Below are 22,222 nucleotides of genomic sequence, written 5' to 3' on the forward strand. Positions count from 1 at the left end.
ATGATAACGGGTTATATCGCTACCCTGTAAGGCAAACCTTGTGCCAAGAAATGTGAGTATTTTCTTAAATAAACTTAATGTTTTGTGAAAACGAAAATTAAAGTTTATGCAGCAGTTTAGTGGGATGTGTTACGGCGATTTGGTCTATGCAGGCAGATATACACAGAACGTAGATCCCTTGCCCTTTTCACTTTCTGCGACGATGTGCCCACTATGGTTTTCCGCTATTTTCTTACAAATGGCCAGCCCTATTCCGGTGCCGGAATATTCATTGCGTTGGTGCAGGCGTTCAAATAGACCAAAAATCTGTTCGGCATTTTCTTGATCAAAGCCAATACCGTTGTCTATTACGCTTAGGCGATAGTAATTTTTACGCTTTTTGTTAAAGTTATCCGTTATTTTGGAACGGGGTATTTTCTTGCAATCTATGATGATTTTCGACTTTTCTGCGGTGCCACGATATTTGATAGCGTTTGAGATTAGGTTGTTGAACAGTTGTTCCATTTGAAAGGGAACGGCCTTAAGGGTAGGTAAGGTGTCAACGGTTATCTCTACGTTTGATTCTTGTATCCGTTCTTCTAAATCCTCCAAAACCTTGTCAACCGTTTCGTTTAAGGAAACCGGAACAAAATCTTTTTTGGTTTTGTTGATTCTCGAATAGGCTAGCAAATATTTGATCAGGCTTTGCATTCGATTGGCAGAACTGTTTATTTTTTCGAAATAGGTTTTTCCCTTTTCAGAGAGTTGGTCGAGCTCTTTATCGGAAATACGCGATATAAACATTTGAATCTTCCGCATTGGTTCTTGTAGATCATGGCTAGCGACCCGGTTGAACGATTCCAGTTCTGCATTGGAACGTTGTAAATCGATGTTTTTATTGCGTAATCTTTGATCGGCCTTTATTTCTTGGGTTACATCTTGCACAACACCCACAATGATTTCTTTTCCGTCCCGTTCCTCAAAATGCCCCGTAGTTCTTAAGTGTTTTATTTTATTGTTTTTCGTGATGATGCGATAGGTGTAGGTCCTAGGTTTTTTCTCTTTTATGGACACTTTGCCCTGTTGGATATATTCTTCCAGATCATCTGGATGTATAAAGGATTTAAAATTTTCAAAAGAGGCTTTGAACTCTTGCGGTTCGCATTCTAGAATACGGTAAAAATTATCGGAAAGTTCTGATCGTTGTGTGGTTAGATCCCAATGGTAACTACCCACTTTTGCCAGGCGTTCGGCCTCACTGAGGATAGAATTTTGAATTTCCAGCTCCTCGTTTAGGGAAATGAGTTCACGGGCTTTTCTTTTATCAGCTGTAATTTCTCGGGTGGTTACGGTAACACCATCGTTTAGTTTAATTGCGGTAGCCTGGAACCACAAGGTTTCTCCGTCCTTATCGTAGGCCGTTTCATAACTAACCTGTTTGTCTTCATTGATGCAGGTAGTTAACTTTTCAAAAACTCCCGAGGTGAATATAGTGGGAAATATATCCGAGGCTTTTTTATTTTTTATTTCTTCGGGTATATCGCCGGTAATATCATTGATGGCATCGTTCATGAAAAGAATTTCAAAATCTACGATTTCGTGCTTGGCATTACGAACGGATGCCAAATTCATTACAATGTTAGAGGTGCTCTTAAATATATTGTTTAAAAAAGCCCTTCCGTCTAACAATAATATGTTTTGTTGCTCCAAGCGTTGGTTCAATGATTTTAGTTTTTCCTCTGCATTCTTTTCTTTGGTGTTATCACGAGCGGTGTTGGTTACCCCGTTGCCCAGTTTATTTACCGTATTTACAAGCCATATTTTTTTACCGTTGAATTCGTATTCATATTCATGTTGCTGTGTTTTGCCTGTTTGCAAACATTTCTTCATAAGTTCCAATAGGCCGTTGTCGCGGACAATGGGGTACGTATCCGTCAAATTAGAACCAATAACGCTATTTTGTGAGTTTCCGGTAACCGTTTCTACGTGCTCATTGGTATATAAAAACTTAAAATCGATAATGTTGTTTTCATCATCAATGACGGGCTCAAAATGGCTCACTACGTTTGAAGTGCTCTTAAGTACATTTTGAACAAAAGCATTGGACGCCTTGGTTCGCTTGCGTTCCGCGTTTATTCTTAAAAAAGTAAAAAGGAAGATGGATAAGGCGAACATACCTAACAACAGGGTCATTAAAGGAGTAAAGTAGCGCGATTCTTGGTACTCCGCTTTTCGTTCCTTCAAAAGGTTTTCTTCAAACGCTAACATGGCGGATTTAATGGTATCCAACTCGGCCATTTTTGATACCATCATATCTAGGTGCAAATTTTGCTCTTCCGTACTGGTACCCTTAGCTGTGTATTGGCCAATATTAAAGTAGAATTCTTCTTGGACCGATACCACCTTTTCGACGTTTTGTAGTTGTTCCTTTTTGTTGGCAGTAAGCAATCGTACACGTTCCAAAATTTTGGAAACGCTGTCTTTATGCATCTGTAATCTGCTTTTTTTGAGTGTTGTTCTGCCTAGTTTATTTTCAAAAACGGTAGACTGCATCATTGCATAATGCGAGAAAAGTCGGTTGATTTCGGTCTCTAGCCTAAGGGTTTGCGCCACCATTTCGGAAGACTCCCGTAATTTCTGTATTTGCTTATAACTACTGCTTCCTATGAAAGCGAGCAGGGCTACGGCGAGTATTAATAAAACAATAAATATTTTGGAAGGTTTAACCAATATTCCAGAAGTTTTGTTGCTGTAAACTTATAGCTAATGTACTGAAAGTATTGCTGATGGTATCCTTTTCTTTTCGTGTTTAACGGATTGCGTTAAACTATCTAGCGATTGAGCACCATCCAAGCTCTTAGGTAAACGTACCAATTAAGCAACTATAGGCGAAGTAGAAAATTATCCCTATTCAGCGCAGAGGTATGGTATTGCCAGTTTAGCTGCAGTACTTTTTTAATGACCTTTTTTAATGCGCCATAGGTATTTGGTTTGTTGATGTAGATATTAGCTCCGTTGACGAAGGTTTCCTCTATATCCTGTTCAGATGAGGAGGTAGAGTAGATGGCTACGCATAAATGTCTTAAGGTTGCGTTTTTCCGTATTTCCGTTAAACATTGCATCCCATCTTTTATGGGCATGTTCAAATCTAGAAAAATGATTTCTGGAAGTATTACGTTTGGGGACAAGAGGTAATCCATCAATTGTTTTCCATCTTGGAACAAAGACAGGGTGGTCCTTATCTCGATTTCTTCGATAGCCTCCTCAAAAAGCATGCGATCATCTGCATCATCGTCCGCTAACACAATATTCATAACAGTCAAAGCCATTTTTAATAGCAAAAATTAAACCATATTTCCCTTAGCTTTTCGCTTTTTGATGATGCGTTGAAATGCCGAGGGTGTAAGACCGGTTGTTTTTTTAAACTGCGAGGATAAATGTGCAACACTGCTGTAATTTAACCTGTACGCAATTTCTGTCAAGGTAAGGTTTTTATGAATAATCAGATGCTTGGCAACATCTATTTTTTTAAGAATGATAAAGTTTTCTATAGAGGAGTGCGTAGTTTCCGAAAATACAGTAGATAAATGGGAATACGAATACTCTAATTTTTCCGATAGGTAGTTAGATACGGTATACTTTCTAGATGCGTCGGGATCGTTGAGAAGCAGCGTTATCTCGTCTTTGATTCGCTGAACTAGCACATACTGTGGGTCTTCCAATATCTCAATGCCATATTTGTTCAATGCAAGACTAAGTTGTTCTTTTTGTTCGGGGGTCGGTTTTTTCATAAACTCGATTTCTCCCATAGTCTTCAAAGTATATGACAAATTCAAAGCATCCAATTGCTCCTTTAAAATTGCTTTACAGATAAAAGTATAATCGAATTTAATATTCAATATCATGGCCAAGATGTAATTTATGAGGTATTACTTACTTCCAAAATGATTTAAGGGTAAATACGCTACCCGTAAAAACGGGATTATTTTGAGCAGGCTAAGGTAACCGAAAACAAAATAACATGAAACTTAGTACCTATATCAAAACAGCTTTAATTGGCAAAGGTATTTCAATGGGTACCATTTCATAGGATAGATTAAGCGGGGTCGGGTCCAAAGTGCTAATTCGGAGTTCGATAAACGGCTAAATCACCTAATGCTAAACCATGGTCTTGGCATCGGCAACTATTCTTACCTTGTTACTTTCCATATTGGGAATAGGTTCTGCTTCCAATCAAAATTGAAAAAAGGCCATTACAAGCACGTTTTAGAAGGTGCGAAATGGGATGCCAAGGCTTTTGTTGTATCCATTATTTCGTTCAAATCCAAATAATTTCCTGATGTCTTGTGCCGCTGGGTTTCCTATTTACCTATCTTTGAGTGAGATCGGCACTAACTTTTTGGCTCAGTATGTTGGTGTGGGAGAGGATAAATATAAAGACCGTTCGGGATGGTTTTTGGCTCCTTTAGCCAAAATGAAACCAGTGCAATACCACTATCGCTAGCGTCCTGATCGATTCTCGATTTCCAATATATTCGCCGATTGCGATATATTTTCTTTGGGTACGGCATTAAAAAATTCTGCCGTGCTTGTATCGCTGGCGGGACTATAATTTGCTAAAACAGTGCCTTTGCTGTCATCCTTTGTTTTTACCACATATAAAATGGACATATCCGAAGGGTTGCTGACACCCTCAAACCGATGTTCCGCAACAATATGCACATCCATAGGGTTGTATTTCATTTTTGTCTCCGATTCCACTAACATATCTCCAGCCATTCGGTAGTTATTGGTAAATCCTTTTTCTTGGTATAGGGTAATGTAATCTTTCTCGCTTTTTAAATCGCTTTTTTTCATGGTATTGATTTTTTTAGTTTAAAAAATGAACGAGTTGTATTCCTAAGAGGAAACAACCCGTTCGTGTCCATCAACCAAACTAACGTTTTTAGTTATCGTCCGTAGCGTCGTCTATTTCATCTTCAATTTCTTCCGCGCCTTCTTCAATATCGTCTCCTACTTCTTCTACGCCTTCCTCTAACTTTTCGGCGGTAGATTTGTCTTCCCTACAACTCTGTAAAGAGGAGAAGGAGAGCGTAATCACGAATGCAAACAATAGATATAATATAGATTTTTTCATTGTTGTTGTTTTAGATTGATTTGTTGCTATACTTTGCTTGTATTTCCCCTGATCAGTGAAATAACGAACAAGACCAAAAAGATAAAGAATAGTACTTTAGCTATACTTGCTGCTCCTGCTGCGATACCCCCGAATCCAAAAATTCCGGCAATAATCGCCAATATGATAAATGTAATTGTCCAACGTAACATAATATGATTGTTTTAAGGTTAAAGTTGTGTTGATGCTTTATCAATCAACTATACACAAAGATGTCTATTTCCTGGGAGTAGGATTATCGCAATCACTTTGTTTTTTAATCGAAAAAACTCCCCGACGGCTTCAGCCCAAACGTTTCCTATTTACCTCTCCTCTTGCATCCGACGACCGTAGGGAGAGGAATGCACAAGGTCAGCACTGCCTTTTCGGTAGTTCTAGGTGAGGAAAAATATAATCCCGACCGTTCGCGATGGTTGTTGGCTCCTTCAGCCAAAATGACCCCGATAGCTATCGGGGGGCGTAATACCCCTATGGCTTGCCTCCGGTAGGGTCGGTTTTAAGAAATTTTTTATTCCGTTACTATGATTTATATTTTAGGATACCTGTAGGAATGTTATCATAATATACAGGTTCTAGCATAGAGTCATAAGAAATATTATTGTTGTAAAATGCGCGCGCTATTGGGTAGGATATCATCTTGTAATCGTGTGGGGCGTTTATGATTTCTTTTATTTCATCCATTTCCACGTTTTCTTGTAACCATGCGGAATGCAGCTGTTCATTTAAGACCATGGGCATTTGTTGACCAAGATTATGAACCTTGCGAATTACTTCGTTTGCACTGCACGTGATGATGGCACAGCTTACAAACCCATCTTCCAAAACGGTGTATATTCCTGCAAGACAAAAGGGTAGTCCGGTAGTTCTGGTAACGTAAAACGGATATACAACACCATTGGAAAGGTAGGACGTAAAGAAACCGGTAACAGGAATCAAACATCTTCTTGCCAGCAGTGATTTGGCATACCATAAATTTGAATCCATAGATTCCAGTGGAACGTTCAGTGTATTACAAATATTTTGAAAAACACTCCAATCTTCTTGATAGCCTTCCGGTAAAATACCCCAAATGGCAGGCGTAATGAGTTCGCTCTCCGCCATAGAAACAATTGGGATGACCTCTTCCTCAAATCCGTTAACAATTACTTTTTTTTGATACAAATCTGGATATTTGAATGTGCGACCCAATGTTTTTTTCAAAATCGATTTGCTGGCCGTATTTGAAAATTTGTAATACATCTTTTTCTTTAAATTTAAACTGTTGTTCACTTTGGCTTAGCTGAATCCAATTAATTCTTGCTTCTTCCCATAAAGCTGTAAATACATTCCTTTTTCTCTGTAATAAAAAAGGGATACTTATACAGCATCCCTTTACTTAGTTTAGATAACGATGATTATCTTAAGTCTTCCAATCGCTTAATTTGATTTAAATCGGTATTGATTTTGTTCATTTGCTGACTCAGCAAGGTTGCGGTACTTGCTGGCAAGGCGGTATCCTTTAATACATCTTGATATTCTTCCACGGCTGCTTTTTCTCCCCGTATAGATTCTTCCAACATGGCCTCTGCATTGTCACCGGAGAAAAATGCTTTAGTATCCATCCATGCTCTGTGCATAGCTCCGGTTACACTTCCTCCTTTATCTACTTCTTCGCCAAATTGTTTGATTTCGGTCTTCAGTTCATGGCCAAAATCATAGCGTTGCTGTTTTTTTCTTGTAAAGAAATTTTTCAGGTTTACATTGTCCGTATTTTCAGCCGCTTTCTCATATCCTTTTTCGGCATCGTATGTTTTTTCTAAAATATCGTTCAATTTGTTTCCTACGGTTTCTGTGTATGTCTCCATAATATGTGTATAGTTTTTAATGATTGAAAACTTTTTTTAAGATGCGTTTCGTTTAACATCCAATACGAAGATACCAGTAGTATACGCCAAGGTTTGATGCAAAACATTTAATTGCTAACGCGTTTGATTCATTGAATCGTGTACCTTGAAACGGTTATTTTTTAGATGGATGCAGTCCGTTTCTTTATATGGAATTACGATTTTAAGGTCAAATTTAAAAACAGGGTTCATGTATCTGCTTAATAATCGTTTCACCATCTGGAAATGGGAACAATAGCAGTTCAAAACCTATAAAACAATAATATGATACAAAAAGGAACGCAAGTAAAATGGAATTGGGGAAGTGGTACGACAAAAGGGAAAGTCCAGGAAACCTATACCTCAAAAGTTGCCAAAACCATAAAAGGAAGCCAAGTAACCAGAAATGGAGAAGAAGGAAACAAGGCACTGTTTATTGAACAAGAAGACGGTGATCATGTCTTGAAAAGTGAAGATGAGGTAGAGCGGGTCCACTAACCATTAGGACGCAATACCAAAGGAAAGAGCCGCCCAAACGGGCGGCTCTTTTTTGTTTTATTATATTTCAGGTCACGCTTGTTTTGAACTTTTGTTGTTTTGTTTCATTCCGAGGTAGGAGAAATATCCAACTTCAATTTAATTGGTACTTACGTGAACATTCTTTGGGAAATCCAAGGTGCGAATAGGGAAGGGGATATTGATATCATTGGCATCAAAGGCCTTTTTAATGGCAATGACCGCCTCGGTCTTTGCTTTTAACACTTCTAAAGCAGAGGTAGAATCGATCCAAAAACGGACTTCGAAATTAATAGAGCTGTCACCGAATTCAGTGTACAGAAAAATCACATCGTCGGCCGTTTCTACCGGTTTGAAATTTTCTACAATAGTTTTATTGACTAATTCGCGTACAAATTCCAGATCGGAAGAATAGCCTACGCCACAGCTTAGAATAACCCTTGATTGTGCGGTGGTAGAAAAGTTTTTAATAGGATTTTCCAAGACCAGTTTATTTGGGATGTATACCAAATTGTTATCCGGTTGTTTAATGGTGACGGCCCTAAGGTCTAGATCAACCACCTCTCCCTCATAGTCGTTGCTTTGTATCCAATCGCCAAACTGAATTTGTTTGATATACGATAAAACGATACCCGAATACGTGTTGGCCAAAGCACCCTGTAAGGCCAAACCTACAGCTAAACCTGCGACTCCCGCCCCGGCCAAAATAGTATTCAATGTTTTGCTTAAATCCAGAATGCCCAAAATTAAAAAAATACCTGCCAAAATAACCAGTACCGATATCAACTTCGCAATCACATTTTTCATTGATTTCTGCAAGCTGCTCTTGGTCAGAAGTCTGAGCGTTAGTCTACTTATGTATTTAGATAAAAAAATGGAGATGACGAATACAAGTATTGCGATAATAATATTGGGCAAGTTGATGACTAGGGCATCTACCCAAGATTCAATCCGGTTCATCATTTCGTTCCAGGCATTTTGTACATCTATTTTCATTATTAGTTATTTTAAAATTTGGTTCATAATTCGATATTAATTGTAGCACCGCACTTTCCGAAGGCGAAAAATTAGGAGTAGTAGCCGTATCGTTCTTTGCTAGGACAGCATACTGTTCTAAAGTCCCGTTTTCATAAGACATGGGGAGTAAAGGATGCACATACGAAGTTCTGCAAACCTTTCTTGTATTGCCCAAGGCTTTTGCCGTTTCATCATAGGCAATAAGAATATTTTGTTTAATTGTTTTTTGGTCCGAGGCCGCCTCCATGGTCATAAGTGCATTAAAGAAAACGATTCCGGCAGCCCATGTTCTAAAATCTTTTGCCGTAAAATCATGTCCGCCGATTTCCTTTAAGTATGTATTTACCATGCTACTATCAATGGCCTGTTTCTTTCCGGATACGTCGTAATAGTGAAAAAGTTCCCATCCGGGAATTTCCTCACATTGTCCTACCAAACGTACAAGTTTTTGATTTCTAATGGTTACGGTATGTTTCTTCCCTCTTTTACCTGTGAAGTTCAACCTTAACCCGTTCTTGGTTATCGCTACGTGACGTTTTCTTAGGGTCGAAAGCCCGTATGTTTTATTGCGTTTGGCGTATTGTTCATTACCGATTCGTATGTGGGTTTCTTCCATTAAACGAACTACAAGTGCCATGACCTTGGTTTTGGTCCATTCGTTCTGTTCTAAATGTAGGTCTACAATTTCCCTAATGTGAGGCAGGGCGCTCCCAAAAATGCCCATTCTGTAGAACTTGGTCTGCATACGGATTTTGGTCCAAAGTTCATGATAGCGATATTGTTTTCTACGCTTGGCATCTCGCCCTGTTGCTTGTAAATGTCCGTGGGGTAAATGCGTTATTTTAACTTTTTCCCAAGCTGGTGGAATGACCAGGGCCTTTATGCGTGCTACATCTTTACGCTGTTCTAAGGGCCTGTCCATAAATCGATATTCGAAATCCGATCCGATTCTCTCACGAATTATGGGCATCTTATCATCGGTAACATATACCAGGTTTAGATGGCTAATAGCCTCTTCCGGTGCTGTCATGAGTTTTGTTAATAGTGAGGTATCCATTTTAGATTGTAGTTGTTTTTATATTCAGGGTAAAAAAAATGGCACTAACAGCATTATGTGCCAGTGCCATTATTCAACAAACCAACCAATCAGAATTTATTTGGTGTAAATGACCGTATAACCGTCCACGGATGATTTTAATTCATCGATGGAATCCAAGTAATCGTATTGTGTATTGAAGATTCTATCCGGTTTTGCGCCTACGATATAATGTTTGATTTCCAATTCTGGTGCATTCAAGGTAACTTGGTCGGATACGCGCATCTTTTGGTCACCAATAGACCGGTCTTTTGCATCTAACTTGGATACTACGTAAAGTGCATCTCCAGCTGCCCAAATTTCAACGATATCCAACTCATGTTCGTTATCCGTTACTTCTGCCTCTACCATAATGGTCTGTTCCATTTTTTCATCGCCATCGGGCATATCCACATCAATAAAGGGTACTTCTACGGTTTCCTCTTCCATAACCACTACCACTTTCGGAATATCCAATGTTTTGGTGGTTGTACCCACATTTACATCGGCCCAATTCACATCATATTCGGGTAATTCCCCGGCATCTGCTGTTACGTCGACATCCATATCTGGCATTTCTCCTTTTTCTTCTTTTTTAATATTACATGCGCTCAAAATACCTAAAGACAGGCCGAGCAATAATAGCTTTTTCATTTCTTATATTATTTAAGGTTTATAAATCGTTTCAAACAAAGTTAAGGGCATCACGCGCCAAAGGGGTGCTGTAACGGATTTATGATTGCCGTGAAACCTTGTGCGAGTTGCAGGAAGCTATTCCTAAAGCCTTTGTGGTATTAAAAATAGCGATTGCAGCCATCGGTTAAGGATAGGTGTAGGATTTTTAACGAATAAAATACGGCCATGCAAAATCCTTTGACTTTCAGTAAGAAAATAATCAAGAAAACCTACCATGCAGCACTGCGCAGCATTGCGTTCTATCCCGTATTTATTAGCCTAGCTTTGTTTTTATTGGCCATTGGAACGCTTGCCCTTGAAAATTTAGACGTTATTGTCGATGTAAAAAAAGAGAATCCGTATTTATTTATTGAAGATGATAATACGGCGCGTACAATTCTTTCTACTTTGATAGCGGGCATCTTGTCGTTAACCGTTTTTAGTTTTACCATGGTCATGGTCGTCTTGAACCAGGCCTCTTCAAATTTTTCCCCACGCTTACTCCCGGGGCTCGTTTCCAATAAAAGACATCAGCTCATTTTGGGTTTTTATATTGGTACGTTGTTATACTGCACTATAGTATTGATTTCTTTAGGGGCATATCAACTGGAAAACGGTACGGTAGGTACCTCGACCACCATCGCGGCTATTTTGGGGTTGGTTTGTGTGGCACTCTTCGTTTCTTTTATCCATAATATTTCAAGTGCTATCCAGATTCAGAACATTGTTGCACGTATTTATCGCCATACGGATAAAGCCTTGGAAACCCTTTTGGCTACCGAATTACAAAAGCAAACACCATTAAAAGTAGTGGCCGATGCTGATTTTAAAGAAATTGTTTCTAAAAAAACAGGCTATTTTGAGGGTTTTGATTCGGATTTGATAGATGCCGAACTGCTGAAAGAAGATATACAGTTGGTGGTACTCCCGTATTCTGGCGAGCACATCTGGGAGGGTAGTCCGCTTTTAAAAATAAGTAAGCGTCTGACCGAAGAACAGGAGGATGCACTCCGGTTTGCGTGTACGGTTTCTAAAGATCTGCACGATGGGAACCATCCCTTATTAGGACTTATAAAACTTATGGAAATTGCCGTTAGGGCGATGTCTCCGGGAATCAATGACCCGGGTACTGCCCTGGATGTAGTCCATAAAATAGGGCCATTACTAGGAAAAATGCTCCGTTTGCCAGCGTACACTTCGGTAAATGAAATTAAAAGGGGTATGGTCGTAATGAAGACCAATATTGCTGGCCAAGAGCTGTTGCAGACTATAATCCAACCCGTGCGTAACTATGCCAAGACAGATAGTACCGTGATGACAGGGTTACTTAGCTCATTAACGTATCTAAAAACTATTTCAGGAGTTTCCGATAGTGATACCATTGCCATCGATTTAGAATTACGGGCCATGTTAGATGATATCAAGGAAAACATTACCAACGATAAAGACCAAAGGCACATCCTGCGAGTATTCAAGGATGCCGATGCAAGAACAAACAATATGGCATTGGGGTAGTATTAGAATGTATTCCATCAAATATTCTTCTCTTGGCAAGTTACTTTTAACCTTTAAAAATAAAACTCATGATAAAACCAAAAACAGAAGTACCCGATCTAACATTACCCTTAATCAACGATACGCAGTGGACCTTAAGCGAACAACGCAGTGATACGTTTACTATGTTGATTTTTTACAGGGGATCGCATTGTCCAATTTGTAAAATTTACCTGGAAGATTTAGCCAAGAAATTGAAGGAATTCAGTGAACGTGGGGTGCATGTCATCGGAATTAGTTGTGACACCGAAGAACGTGCAAAAAAGTCAGGCGAGGACTGGAACATTCCAGAGTTGCCCATAGGATATAACTTGTCAATAGCCACTGCTCGCGATTGGGGGCTTTTTGTTTCTGAAAGTATTTCATATAAAGAACCTGGACAATTTAGCGAACCTGGACTTTTTCTAGTCCGTCCAGATAGAACACTTTACGCAAGTTCGGTTCAGACTATGCCTTTTGCGAGACCAGATTGGGACGATATTCTAAACGCTATCGACTACGTAGGAAAAAATGGATTTCCGGCCAGGGGAGGTGCGTAGTACTGGTTGATATGGTTTCCTAATAAGTTCTTTACCCTATTATAAATATTCCTATGAGAGCTCTACCTGCTTTTATTTGTATACCGGACACTAGCGGCCTTACCCAGTTTATGAGCGATGCCAATTTTAAACTTAGTTCCGAGTTTATTCCTGCATTACCGAACAATTTTACCTACCCCAATGAAACTGGACTAAACGTTTCTGAAATTAAAGGTGACGCCGTTCTCTTTTTTTAGTGGGGACAATTACCGCGTTTAGCGGAGCTAATGATCCCGTGTAAATTTTTCTACACGGAGTTTTACAACAGTAGCAAAAGTTGAAGAAAACATATCCCGTTGTGGGCAGGACCACAGCGCTCTCCGAGGTCTTGGAAGCGCAAAATTATTATACATTACGGTAGCGCAGTTGCCCCGGTAAAAGTTGGCTCCAGAATTAAATTATTGGGGAAAGAAGTAGTAGTCGCCTATCGATTTGTTAAAATGAATTCCCTTGTCCGAATATATCGTAGTATCCCAAGCACTTATGAATGAATATAGCGAACAAATTATAGGTCAAAATTTTACATAGGGGAAATTATTGGAAAACAAGGAAAGTTACCCCATACAAGTAAGGCAAAATATAGCTACGGTAACATTATGGAATTTTCTTGAAGAGGGGTGAAATAGTTGTAATGCGTGCATATACGTTTGCAGCATAATGCCATCTATTGTTGCTGTATCGAATACCAAGTTGGATCCTAGAATAAGAACAAGTAAAGTAGCTCATGAGAAAAGGCATATCGGTTTAACACTTATTCCTTCTCCAACCGTTCAATCATTTCTTTCATTTGAGCGATTTCTTTTTTCTGTGCCGCTATAATATCCTTAGCTAATTGTTTTGCCTCAGGGTCTTTTAGGTGCGCTTTTTGACTAACCATAATTGCCGAGGAATGATGCGGAATCATTGCTTTCATCCATTGCACATCGGCAATCAATTTTTGACTGCGTAACATAGATAATGTGCCTGCAAAAACGATTACGCTGACTCCTAAAATGATATAATTTGCTCGTTTGTCCTTGTACATATTCCACATGAACAACAACATGGATATGGCCATGGGGGCAATCATCAATAAGGTCATATATGTTCTAGTGGTGCTAAACATTACGTGGTCCGGTACATCTACATTTAGGAACATTACCCCATACATGATGATAAAAGATACCGCCATCATGAGTGCGAATTTTTTGTACATGTTCATTGTTATGGTTTTAAAAGGAGGGTCTATTCATTTAATCAGCTTTTTCAAAAGCAATAGGGCACCATATTTCTTGACTCCTTTTAACAAGCTGCCGATCCAATTCATGGGGCTCAAATCTTCTTTAAACTGATGGTGCGTTAATTTAAGTTCTTCCATCTGTATCTTTCGCTGTAAGTTTAAAGTCAATAAGTCCAGCCTTATATCCTCCATGGAGGTGTATTGTTTCTGTTTCATGAGTCAAAATAATTTTCTGATAGTTTACGGATAACTTTCTTTTCAATGCGCTTTCGATTCCCATAGGCAATTCCTAACATTAGGATAAAAAATACTCCTACCAACATAAATCCGATGGCTGCATTGTCAAAATAAACACTTAACGCCAATGCACCGGCTACCGAGATGAAAATAAGACCAAGGGTGCCAAGTACACCAAAAATAGCGTATTTGGTACCCATGGTCGAAATTATCGCCAATTGTTGAAATAGTTTTAACTGATAATATTTTTTGGTTGCCCTAACGTAAGCCTCCCCTTTTTCAACGGCGGCCGAGCTGGTCTCATCCAATGCATCGATAATTCCCATTATGATTTTTGAAGTTTTTTGTTCTTAGCTTTCAACTCGGATAATTTTTTCTCTAAGGTCGTGATGACGTCTTCTGTTTTGTGACTAACATCAGAAACTATATGTTCCAATTGGTTATCTAAAGACTCCCTTTTTGATGCGACGGTTTCTGCCGCCCTATCTCTAATGTCGTAGGTGGTCTCTGCAATACTATCACGTGTTGCCTCTGCCTGTTCCGCTATTTTTTTTCTTGTGGCCGAACCTTTGTCCGGTGCAAATAGAATTCCCAATGCCGCACCGATTGCGGTACCTGCAAGAACTCCTAAAAAAGTATTTCCATTGTCGTTCATTTGTGTGTAATTTTTAAGATTAGTACTGATTTATGGAAACAAAGATGGGGGATACCTAGAGAATGAGTTGACCCAAAAGCGCAAAAGATTGACTTGGACGCGGAAACTGCGGAAGGGTTAATATGAAATCGGATAGCGATAAAAAAAAGAGGTGGTAAGACCTTACTTTAGTATAAAAATAGAACAAACAAAAATAAAATATGATCAAAACGACAAACCCATATAATGGAAGTACGATTAAAGAATATGCGATGCATTCTCCGGTGCAGTTAACTACCAGTATTGCCAATGCAGCCAGCGCTTTTGAAAATTGGAAATTGGAATCCATCAAGAGTAGAACCAAGTTACTACATAAGGTATCGGAACTCTTGCTGGAGAGAAAGCAGGAATATGCCGAACTGATGACAAGGGAAATGGGAAAACCCATATCACAAAGTATTGCGGAAATTGAGAAATGTGCGCATTGTTGCAATTTTTATGTAGAAAATGCAGCCCAGTTTTTGGCAGACGAGTTGATAGTAACAGACGCCGATGAGAGCTTCATTAGTAAAGACCCAATGGGTGCAATTTTAGCTATAATGCCATGGAACTTTCCCTTTTGGCAGGTTATTCGTTTTGCCGCACCCAATTTGACCGCTGGAAATACCATACTATTAAAACATGCCAGTAATACAACCGGATGCGCCCTTGCTATTGAACAGTTGTTTATCGATGCAGGATATCCAACGGGATGTTTCCAAACCATCTTAACGGATCATGAAAGTATTGAAAACTGTATTGCGGACAAACGAATTAAAGGTGTTACCCTAACCGGTAGCGGAAAGGCTGGCAAGGCAGTTGCCGAATTGGCCGGGAAACATTTAAAAAAGTCCGTCATGGAGCTGGGTGGCAATAACGCTTGTATCGTTTGGGAAGATGCCGATTTGGAAAAGTACATGGAAACCATTGTAAAAGCCAGAATGCAGAACACGGGACAGAGTTGTATCGCGGCGAAACGCTTTGTGGTAGTCGATGTTATTTATGACAACTTTGTAGCTGCCTTTAAGGAGCATATCCAATTATTGAAATCGGGCAACCCTATGGAGCCTCATATAGAAATAGGAGTGATGGCTCGGGAAGATTTGGTAGTTACTTTGGAAGAGCAGATCGGCACATCTGTCAACAAGGGCGCAAAGGTGACCCACGGTAATCTAAGGGATGGCAACTATTTTGAACCAACGGTTTTGGAAGAAGTAGTTCCGGGAATGCCAGCTTTTGATGACGAACTTTTCGGGCCGGTGGCAGCCATCGTTCGCGCTAAAGACCGGGCGGATTCCATTTCCATTGCAGCCAATTCAACTTTTGGTCTGGGCACCATGCTATTTACAGAAGATATCGATGCTGCCAGAAAAATGGTCGGAGCTATTCCGGATGGTGCTTTCTTTATTAACGAAATGGTAAAATCCGACCCAAGACTTCCTTTTGGCGGAACAAAAAACTCGGGATACGGTCGTGAACTTTCCAAAGAAGGCATGTTGGAATTCGTCAATAAGAAAACTGTTTACATCAGAAAATAAAGGAACAATATTAAACACAATAAACAAATAGAATGAAACAAGGAAAAGAAGAAACAAAATTCATTAAAGAACCCGAGGAACCTACGAGAGATTATATCTTTCAAAAAAACGGAATTACAATTACCGCTGCGTATATCGTGGTTGGATTTTTAATTCTGCTAATTGCGGGATTGATTGTCTCTGTTTTCTATTTTGGTAGCCCAGAGGCGGTATGATTTTTGGCATTAAGGATTGAACGGATGAAGCTAAGATGTGCGCAGTTATCCACCTACTTTTGTTACAGAAATGAAGTATAACTAAAATTAAGGAAGATGAATAGGCTGAGAACAATAATTACCGCTGTTACCGCTTTAATAGGGCTAACAGCTACCGCACAGACAGAAATTATAGCATTACAGGAATATGATGGAGTCAAAGCATTTGACCAAATTAACGTAACCTTGGTTGAGTCGTCTGAGAATAAAGCCGTAGTTACCGGCGACGATGTAGACGAGGTAAAAATAGTCAACAATGACGGTACTTTAAAAATACGTATGGAACTGGATAACTTTTTGGACGGTAATGAGACGGAAGTTACACTATATCATACGCAGGAAATTAACATGCTGGACTCCAACGAAGGAGCCAAAATTACCTCGGACAATCAAATCGATAGTAACTATTTGGTCCTGAATGCCCAAGAGGGCGGAACTGTGAACGTAGCGGTAAATACCACCAATTTAGATGTAAAAGCGGTGACCGGGGGTGAAGTAATGGCCAATGGAACAGCACCTAATTTAGAAGTTGTAGTGCGTTCGGGAGGCGAATTCAGCGGAAAAGAATTACGAGCGCAGCAGGCCGATGTAAATGTATTTGCCGGTGGTGATGCATGGGTTCATGCCGATGAATATGTTGAGGCGACCGTAACAGCTGGGGGTACAATAGAGATTTTTGGAAACCCCGAAAATGTGAGCAAAAACAAAACTTTTGGTGGTTCCATAATTGTAAGACAATAGTCATAAAATTTAATAAACCACATTAAAATAGGGGTCGGGGTCATACCCAATCCCTTTTTTCATTTACAAACACCTTCAATCCACATAGCTATTTTGAAAAAGAAAAAACGATATACAAGCTCTTATTTGAAACTGTTGGTGGCGGTGGTGCTACTTCTAGGTTCGGGTTGTGCTACCCACCGATTACAAATGGGGCAAAACTTAGAAGATGTAATCGCAACCGATAATAGAGTCTCCCATACGATTTACATTGCGGGAGGTTTTGGTAATAAAAATGATAAACGAAATGAAAAAATAACGAGCCTTTTAAAAGAACACTTGAAAAATGCCCGGGAGAACAGTACACTTTTGTTTACTGGGGATAATATTTCCGAGAACAAAAATATGTGGCGGTCAGATACAGCCTTAATTGATCAACAGTTGGCGCTCACAAAGGATTTTAAGGGAACTGTAACTTTTCTTCCCGGAAACAATGAATGGAAGAGCAAGCATATCGATTCTATTCAGAAAATGGAAGAGTACTTGGACGATGTTAATACCCAAGATGATTACGTTCTCCCAAAAAACGGGTGTCCACTAGAATTTAGGGTAATCAATGATTCGTTGGATTTGTTGTTGGTAGATTCTAAATGGTTCATATCCAATTGGTCAAGGGTAGAAGGTGTGAATAGGAAGTGTACGGATATCGTTACACGCAGACGGTTTGCAGAAGAATTGGAAGGATATATTAACGATGCCCAAGGCAAGAACTTGGTCATTGCCATGCACCATCCAATTTTCAGTAATGGTGCGTCTGCAGGGCATAGTAGTTTCAAAGACCAAATGCTACCCTTTCCGGTTGTAGGTTCCGTAGTAAATGGCATCAATAATTTAGGGGCTTTTTCTCCGGACAATTTCCTGTCAAGAAGGTACAATCATTTACGGATCTTGGTCAGCACCTTGGCTAAAGCATCGGATAGAATCACCGTAGTTTCCGGTCATGATGCAAGCCTCCAATACCTTTCAGGAGGTAACATACATCAGGTGGTAAGCGGTTCGTTGGGCAGTAGTTCGCCCACTAAAAGAACAAACGGAAGTATTAAAACGGTTGGTGGTATTTTGCCCTTCAAAGGACATTTTACATACGGAGAAACTGGTTTTGCAAAGCTTGTCTATTATGAAGACGGATCCTCTGAAGTTCACTTCATAACAGTAGATAAGGAGCCTGTTCAGATCCAAGTGTTGGATAAATTTAAAGCGGATTATTTCTCTAACAATTTTGATGAAAATATGGCGAAAACCGTCTTAGACTCCGTTTATGGTCCTGAAAAAAACATGCAGCGAAGTGGTTTTTTTAAATTTTTATGGGGTGAGCGGTACCGTAGCTATTACCATACGGCGGTAACAGCGCCCGTAACCTATTTGGATACGCTTTACGGTGGACTCCAAGTCACAAAAAAAGGAGGCGGTCATCAATCGTATTCCATTCGATTAGAAGATGGATACCAGCGGGAATTCGCAATGCGATCGCTACGAAAAGACCCACTTAAATATTTGAAGTTCAGCGTGCCCGGAGTAGCCTATACAGAGGATGATTACATGGGAACCTTGCCAGAAAGATTGATTTCAGATTTCTTTACCACGGCGCACCCCTACATGCAAATGGTCATTAACCCTATGGCAAAAGCTGTGGATGTGAACCATGCGGATACCCGATTGTTTCACGTTCCCAAACAAAAAAATCTAGGAAATTATAATTTGGAATTTGGTGGCGAACTCTATTTTATTGAACAACGCCCATCCGATGAACAATTGAACTATAAAGGCTATCGCAGGGCAATTGATGAAAAAGGAGAAATTACCGATTTTGAAAGTACGACCGATATGTTGGAGAAAATCAAAAGCGATGAATCCTATACCGTTGACCAACAGAGTTATGTGCGTGCCCGGGTATTCGATATGCTTTTGGGAGATTGGGACCGGCACGAGGACCAGTGGCGATGGGTAGAGTACGAGAAAGAAAATGGTAATAAAGAGTTTATGCCCGTACCCAGAGATCGTGATAATGCCTTCCCTAAATTCGATGGTACCGCAATCGATATTATTCAATGGTTTATTCCCATTACCCGGCAATGGCAGTCCTACGGGCCTACCATACAGAATACAAAATGGTTGAACTACAATGGTAGCAGATTGGACAGGGTTATTTTAAACAACTACAGTGCCGAGGGTTGGGAGCAAGAGGCGCGATTCATTCAAGAAAATCTATCCGAGGAAACTATTGACCAAGCGTTTTTAAGGTTGCCAAAAGAGGTGCAGGACAGTACCTCCAATTATATAAAAGAAAGCTTAAAAGCCAGGTTGAAAAACCTGCCGAAATACGCGAAGGATTATGGTGTCTATCTTGAAGATAGAGTCGTTTTGTATGCCTCCGAGAAAGATGATCAAATCAAAATAGAACGGCTACCGGATGGAAAAACAAAAATCGTGATGCGAAGATTGTTGTCCGATGAGAAAAATGAGAAATTTTATGAACGAATATTCGAAAGTGCTAAGACAGATGAAATCTGGATTTATGGATTAGGGGATAATGATAATTTTGAGGTGTATGGAGAAGAAAATCCTGATATTTTTATAAGGTTGATCGGTGGCTACGGGAAAGACGATTTTGATATTAAAAATCGAAAAAAGCTGAAAGTGTACGAATGGACGTACGAAGAGAGCGAATTTGAAGGAAAGCGACCTTTGAACCAACTGACCGATGTGTACAAAACCAATACATTTCATTGGCGGTATTTTAAACCGGACCGAAATATACTGGTACCTAATTTCGATTTCAGAACCGATGATGGTTTTTCCATCGGACTTAAAAATACCTTTATCCATAACGGATTCAATGGTAATCCGTTTCGTCAAAAGCATACCTTGAGTGCCAACTATTTTTTCAATTTTAAAGCTACTGAGCTGAATTATAACGGTATTTGGGCGAACCTTTTCCCGAGATGGAATTTTGAAGTGGACGGCTATGTCTCCTCACAACGGTATGCCCAGAATTTTTTTGGGTTCGGTAATGAAAGTAGCAATCAAGAAGATATGCTAGGGAGGGATTTTTACCGTGCCCGTACAGAACAGTTGAAGCTCAGTACAGGATTTGCCTATCATACCTTGCGTGTAAAAGCGCTATTTGAATCTTTTGATGTAGAGGAAATGGATGATCGATTTTTTAATTCAGTAAATCTGACAACTCCTATTTTCGAGCGTCAAAATTATGTAGGTGCGGAAACCTCGGCCTATTATTACAATGACGATGCGGATGATTCTCCCACCAAGGGCCTTTATTTTGGAGTCACTGCGGGTTACAAAGCCAACGTTGCCTTGAACTCCAATACCTTCGGCTATGTTAAGTTCAGAACCGAAATTGTTCAGAAATTGATTTCTTCGGGTAATCTTGTATTGAGTACTAAAGCGGAATACAAAACAAATTTTGGAAACGACTATTTCTTTTATCATGCACCTTCTATCGGTGGCGATAATGGATTGAGAGGTTTCAGGGACGAGCGTTTCACAGGAAAATCCTATCTCTATCATTCGTCTGACCTCCGCCTTCGCCTAAAAAGATATGTTACCGCTTTGGCGCCAATTACGATTGGAGCTTTTGGCGGTTTCGACTACGGCAGGGTTTGGCAACCTAACGAAGATTCCAGTACCTGGCATACCTCACAAGGACTTGGCGTATGGGCAAGTGCCGGTGATTATTTGGCCTTTAATCTGGGCTATTTTAATTCGGTTGAAGGTAATTTGTTTCAGGTTGGGTTGGGATTTGGATTCTAGGTCGCTGTAAAGAAGAAAGAAAAAAAATAAACCGTTCTGCCCGTTGGTAGGGTAAGACATCGTTTTAAAGATATATTTTAAGCGATAAAAACAAACAAATGAAAACAGTTATAGAAAAAGCATCGGAAAAAGTAACCGATTTATTGTCAAGTGAGTTAGGGTCGGAATACCTATACCACAACCTTAGGCATACGCAACGCGTAGTAGCCAATGCCATGGAGTTGTTGGAGGCTATGGAACTTTCAGAATTACAACAGGAAATTGTATTGTTGGCTGCATGGTTTCATGATACCGGCTACATTCATGGTGCGGTAGATCATGAGGATAAGAGCTGCGAATACGCAAATGATTTTCTGAAGAAAGAGCAGTACGCCACATCCGATATAAACAAAATCTGTCAACTCATACAGGCGACCAGAATCACCCATGAACCCAAAACAGAACTAGAAATGATTCTGCGCGATGCAGATTCCGGACATTTGGCCAAAAAGGATTTTCGTTCCATTTCCGAAATGTTAAGGGAGGAACTTCAAAGAACGGGAAGTGAAGACTACACGCCCAAGGAATGGCGGAACAAGAACATAGAACTATTAAGAACAAAACATCGCTATTATACCGATTATGCAAAGGAAAACTGGCAAAAAGGGAAAGATAAAAACCTAAGACGTCTGGCCAGAGACCGTAAAAAGGACAAGCGCTTAATCAAAAAAGAAAAGCTTAAGGCTGAATTTAAGAATCAGATTCCCGATAGGGGAGTACAAACGCTTTACAGAACAACGCTGAGAAACCATATCAAGTTAAGTGATATTGCGGATACCAAATCGAACATTCTCCTGTCTGTCAATGCGATAATTATATCGTTGGCCCTGTCAAATTTATTGCCAAAGTTGGATAATCCGTCCAATGATTATTTGATAGTTCCAACTTTGATTTTTATTGTTTTTAGTATTGTATCTATGGTAATGTCCATTAGTGCTACACGGCCTAACGTCACCAGCGGAACCTTTACAAAGGAGGATGTAGCAAATAAAAAAGTTAATCTATTGTTTTTTGGGAATTTTCATAAAATGGAACTAAAAAGTTACGAAGAGGCCATCGCCACAATGCTTAAGGACAAGGATTACATCTATAATTCCTTAACTAAGGATTTGTATTATCTAGGTGTGGTTTTGGAACGAAAATATAGGATTCTACGATGGACCTATACTGTATTTATGGTAGGAATCATCCTTTCCGTAATTTCCTTTGGTATTGCGTTTCACTATTATGGACCCGAGCGCATGTTGGAGGTTGTGAACTAAAATAATTGGCTAAAGGG

General features: G+C 39.7%; 25 protein-coding genes. 10 read left to right on the forward strand and 15 right to left on the reverse strand.

Features of this window, described 5'->3' with window-relative positions:
- Window positions 1-144: 144 nt before the first annotated feature.
- From ACFQZJ_RS12930 to ACFQZJ_RS12965, 8 genes are all read right to left on the reverse strand, one after another.
- Entirely contained in the window at window positions 145-2,709 is a 2,565-nt protein-coding gene (locus ACFQZJ_RS12930) for a PAS domain-containing sensor histidine kinase (protein WP_379935087.1), read from the reverse strand.
- Between the two features lie 152 nt (window positions 2,710-2,861).
- Complete coding sequence (locus ACFQZJ_RS12935; protein ID WP_379935088.1) at window positions 2,862-3,308, reverse strand: response regulator; 447 nt, start codon at window positions 3,306-3,308, stop codon at window positions 2,862-2,864.
- A gap of 15 nt (window positions 3,309-3,323) precedes the next feature.
- Window positions 3,324-3,884 carry a helix-turn-helix domain-containing protein gene (locus ACFQZJ_RS12940; RefSeq protein WP_379935089.1) on the reverse strand — a complete coding sequence of 187 codons (561 nt, stop codon included), beginning with the start codon at window positions 3,882-3,884 and terminating at the stop codon, window positions 3,324-3,326.
- A gap of 595 nt (window positions 3,885-4,479) precedes the next feature.
- Window positions 4,480-4,836 (reverse strand): hypothetical protein, encoded by a 357-nt coding sequence (locus ACFQZJ_RS12945; protein ID WP_379935091.1) that lies wholly within the window; start codon window positions 4,834-4,836, stop codon window positions 4,480-4,482.
- 88 nt (window positions 4,837-4,924) lie between these two features.
- Window positions 4,925-5,116: a hypothetical protein gene (locus tag ACFQZJ_RS12950; protein ID WP_379935092.1), complete on the reverse strand. Its 192-nt coding sequence runs from the start codon at window positions 5,114-5,116 to the stop codon at window positions 4,925-4,927.
- 26 nt (window positions 5,117-5,142) lie between these two features.
- The gene (locus ACFQZJ_RS12955) at window positions 5,143-5,307 is read right to left on the reverse strand and encodes a DUF1328 family protein (protein WP_379935093.1); all 165 of its coding nucleotides are present in this window, start codon (window positions 5,305-5,307) and stop codon (window positions 5,143-5,145) included.
- A gap of 367 nt (window positions 5,308-5,674) precedes the next feature.
- On the reverse strand, window positions 5,675-6,394 hold the full coding sequence (locus tag ACFQZJ_RS12960) for an SOS response-associated peptidase (RefSeq protein WP_379935094.1): 720 nt from the start codon (window positions 6,392-6,394) through the stop codon (window positions 5,675-5,677).
- Window positions 6,395-6,549: 155 nt separating this feature from the next.
- Window positions 6,550-6,999, reverse strand: coding sequence for a ferritin-like domain-containing protein (locus ACFQZJ_RS12965; protein ID WP_379935095.1), 450 nt, complete (start codon window positions 6,997-6,999; stop codon window positions 6,550-6,552).
- A 303-nt stretch (window positions 7,000-7,302) separates the two neighbouring features.
- Here ACFQZJ_RS12965 and ACFQZJ_RS12970 point away from each other — a divergent pair, with 303 nt between their 5' ends.
- The gene (locus ACFQZJ_RS12970) at window positions 7,303-7,515 is read left to right on the forward strand and encodes a hypervirulence associated TUDOR domain-containing protein (protein ID WP_379935096.1); all 213 of its coding nucleotides are present in this window, start codon (window positions 7,303-7,305) and stop codon (window positions 7,513-7,515) included.
- A gap of 138 nt (window positions 7,516-7,653) precedes the next feature.
- On the opposite strand, the gene ACFQZJ_RS12975 is transcribed toward ACFQZJ_RS12970, so the two are convergent.
- The 3 genes from ACFQZJ_RS12975 to ACFQZJ_RS12985 form a co-directional block, all read right to left on the reverse strand.
- A complete protein-coding gene (locus ACFQZJ_RS12975) occupies window positions 7,654-8,529 on the reverse strand; it encodes a mechanosensitive ion channel family protein (protein ID WP_379935097.1) in 876 nt (291 codons plus the stop codon).
- Window positions 8,480-9,607 carry a DNA topoisomerase IB gene (locus tag ACFQZJ_RS12980; protein ID WP_379935098.1) on the reverse strand — a complete coding sequence of 376 codons (1,128 nt, stop codon included), beginning with the start codon at window positions 9,605-9,607 and terminating at the stop codon, window positions 8,480-8,482. The genes ACFQZJ_RS12975 and ACFQZJ_RS12980 overlap by 50 nt, the downstream gene beginning before the upstream one ends.
- Window positions 9,608-9,703: 96 nt before the next feature.
- The gene (locus ACFQZJ_RS12985) at window positions 9,704-10,279 is read right to left on the reverse strand and encodes a hypothetical protein (RefSeq protein WP_379935099.1); all 576 of its coding nucleotides are present in this window, start codon (window positions 10,277-10,279) and stop codon (window positions 9,704-9,706) included.
- A 207-nt stretch (window positions 10,280-10,486) separates the two neighbouring features.
- Here ACFQZJ_RS12985 and ACFQZJ_RS12990 point away from each other — a divergent pair, with 207 nt between their 5' ends.
- The 4 genes from ACFQZJ_RS12990 (at window position 10,487) to ACFQZJ_RS13005 (ending at window position 12,923) form a co-directional block, all read left to right on the forward strand.
- Window positions 10,487-11,815: a DUF2254 domain-containing protein gene (locus ACFQZJ_RS12990; protein ID WP_379935101.1), complete on the forward strand. Its 1,329-nt coding sequence runs from the start codon at window positions 10,487-10,489 to the stop codon at window positions 11,813-11,815.
- Between the two features lie 68 nt (window positions 11,816-11,883).
- Window positions 11,884-12,393: a peroxiredoxin-like family protein gene (locus tag ACFQZJ_RS12995; protein ID WP_379935102.1), complete on the forward strand. Its 510-nt coding sequence runs from the start codon at window positions 11,884-11,886 to the stop codon at window positions 12,391-12,393.
- Between the two features lie 53 nt (window positions 12,394-12,446).
- Window positions 12,447-12,629, forward strand: a complete 183-nt coding sequence (locus ACFQZJ_RS13000; RefSeq protein ID WP_379935104.1) for a hypothetical protein — start codon at window positions 12,447-12,449, stop codon at window positions 12,627-12,629.
- A gap of 99 nt (window positions 12,630-12,728) precedes the next feature.
- Entirely contained in the window at window positions 12,729-12,923 is a 195-nt protein-coding gene (locus ACFQZJ_RS13005; protein WP_379935105.1) for a DUF2652 domain-containing protein, read from the forward strand.
- A 260-nt stretch (window positions 12,924-13,183) separates the two neighbouring features.
- On the opposite strand, the gene ACFQZJ_RS13010 is transcribed toward ACFQZJ_RS13005, so the two are convergent.
- Genes ACFQZJ_RS13010 through ACFQZJ_RS13025 form a run of 4 tightly spaced genes read right to left on the reverse strand, consistent with a single transcriptional unit; the run spans window position 13,184 to window position 14,543 of the window.
- Entirely contained in the window at window positions 13,184-13,633 is a 450-nt protein-coding gene (locus ACFQZJ_RS13010) for a DUF305 domain-containing protein (protein ID WP_379935106.1), read from the reverse strand.
- A 27-nt stretch (window positions 13,634-13,660) separates the two neighbouring features.
- A complete protein-coding gene (locus ACFQZJ_RS13015) occupies window positions 13,661-13,867 on the reverse strand; it encodes a DUF6327 family protein (protein ID WP_379935107.1) in 207 nt (68 codons plus the stop codon).
- Window positions 13,864-14,214, reverse strand: a complete 351-nt coding sequence (locus ACFQZJ_RS13020; protein WP_379935108.1) for a hypothetical protein — start codon at window positions 14,212-14,214, stop codon at window positions 13,864-13,866. Before ACFQZJ_RS13020 ends, ACFQZJ_RS13015 begins: the two co-directional genes overlap by 4 nt.
- Window positions 14,214-14,543, reverse strand: coding sequence for a YtxH domain-containing protein (locus tag ACFQZJ_RS13025; RefSeq protein WP_379935110.1), 330 nt, complete (start codon window positions 14,541-14,543; stop codon window positions 14,214-14,216). Before ACFQZJ_RS13025 ends, ACFQZJ_RS13020 begins: the two co-directional genes overlap by 1 nt.
- A gap of 200 nt (window positions 14,544-14,743) precedes the next feature.
- Between ACFQZJ_RS13025 and ACFQZJ_RS13030 the strand changes: the two genes are divergently transcribed.
- The 5 genes from ACFQZJ_RS13030 (at window position 14,744) to ACFQZJ_RS13050 (ending at window position 22,205) form a co-directional block, all read left to right on the forward strand.
- Window positions 14,744-16,099, forward strand: a complete 1,356-nt coding sequence (locus ACFQZJ_RS13030; protein WP_379935112.1) for an NAD-dependent succinate-semialdehyde dehydrogenase — start codon at window positions 14,744-14,746, stop codon at window positions 16,097-16,099.
- Window positions 16,100-16,131: 32 nt separating this feature from the next.
- The gene (locus ACFQZJ_RS13035; RefSeq protein ID WP_379935113.1) at window positions 16,132-16,314 is read left to right on the forward strand and encodes a hypothetical protein; all 183 of its coding nucleotides are present in this window, start codon (window positions 16,132-16,134) and stop codon (window positions 16,312-16,314) included.
- A 96-nt stretch (window positions 16,315-16,410) separates the two neighbouring features.
- Window positions 16,411-17,094, forward strand: coding sequence for a head GIN domain-containing protein (locus tag ACFQZJ_RS13040; RefSeq protein ID WP_379935114.1), 684 nt, complete (start codon window positions 16,411-16,413; stop codon window positions 17,092-17,094).
- 93 nt (window positions 17,095-17,187) lie between these two features.
- Window positions 17,188-20,904 carry a hypothetical protein gene (locus ACFQZJ_RS13045; RefSeq protein WP_379935116.1) on the forward strand — a complete coding sequence of 1,239 codons (3,717 nt, stop codon included), beginning with the start codon at window positions 17,188-17,190 and terminating at the stop codon, window positions 20,902-20,904.
- 98 nt (window positions 20,905-21,002) lie between these two features.
- Complete coding sequence (locus ACFQZJ_RS13050) at window positions 21,003-22,205, forward strand: Pycsar system effector family protein (RefSeq protein WP_379935118.1); 1,203 nt, start codon at window positions 21,003-21,005, stop codon at window positions 22,203-22,205.
- Window positions 22,206-22,222: the final 17 nt, after the last annotated feature.

It is taken from the genome of Maribacter chungangensis (assembly GCF_042676845.1).
In the GTDB taxonomy this organism is placed as follows: domain Bacteria; phylum Bacteroidota; class Bacteroidia; order Flavobacteriales; family Flavobacteriaceae; genus Maribacter; species Maribacter chungangensis.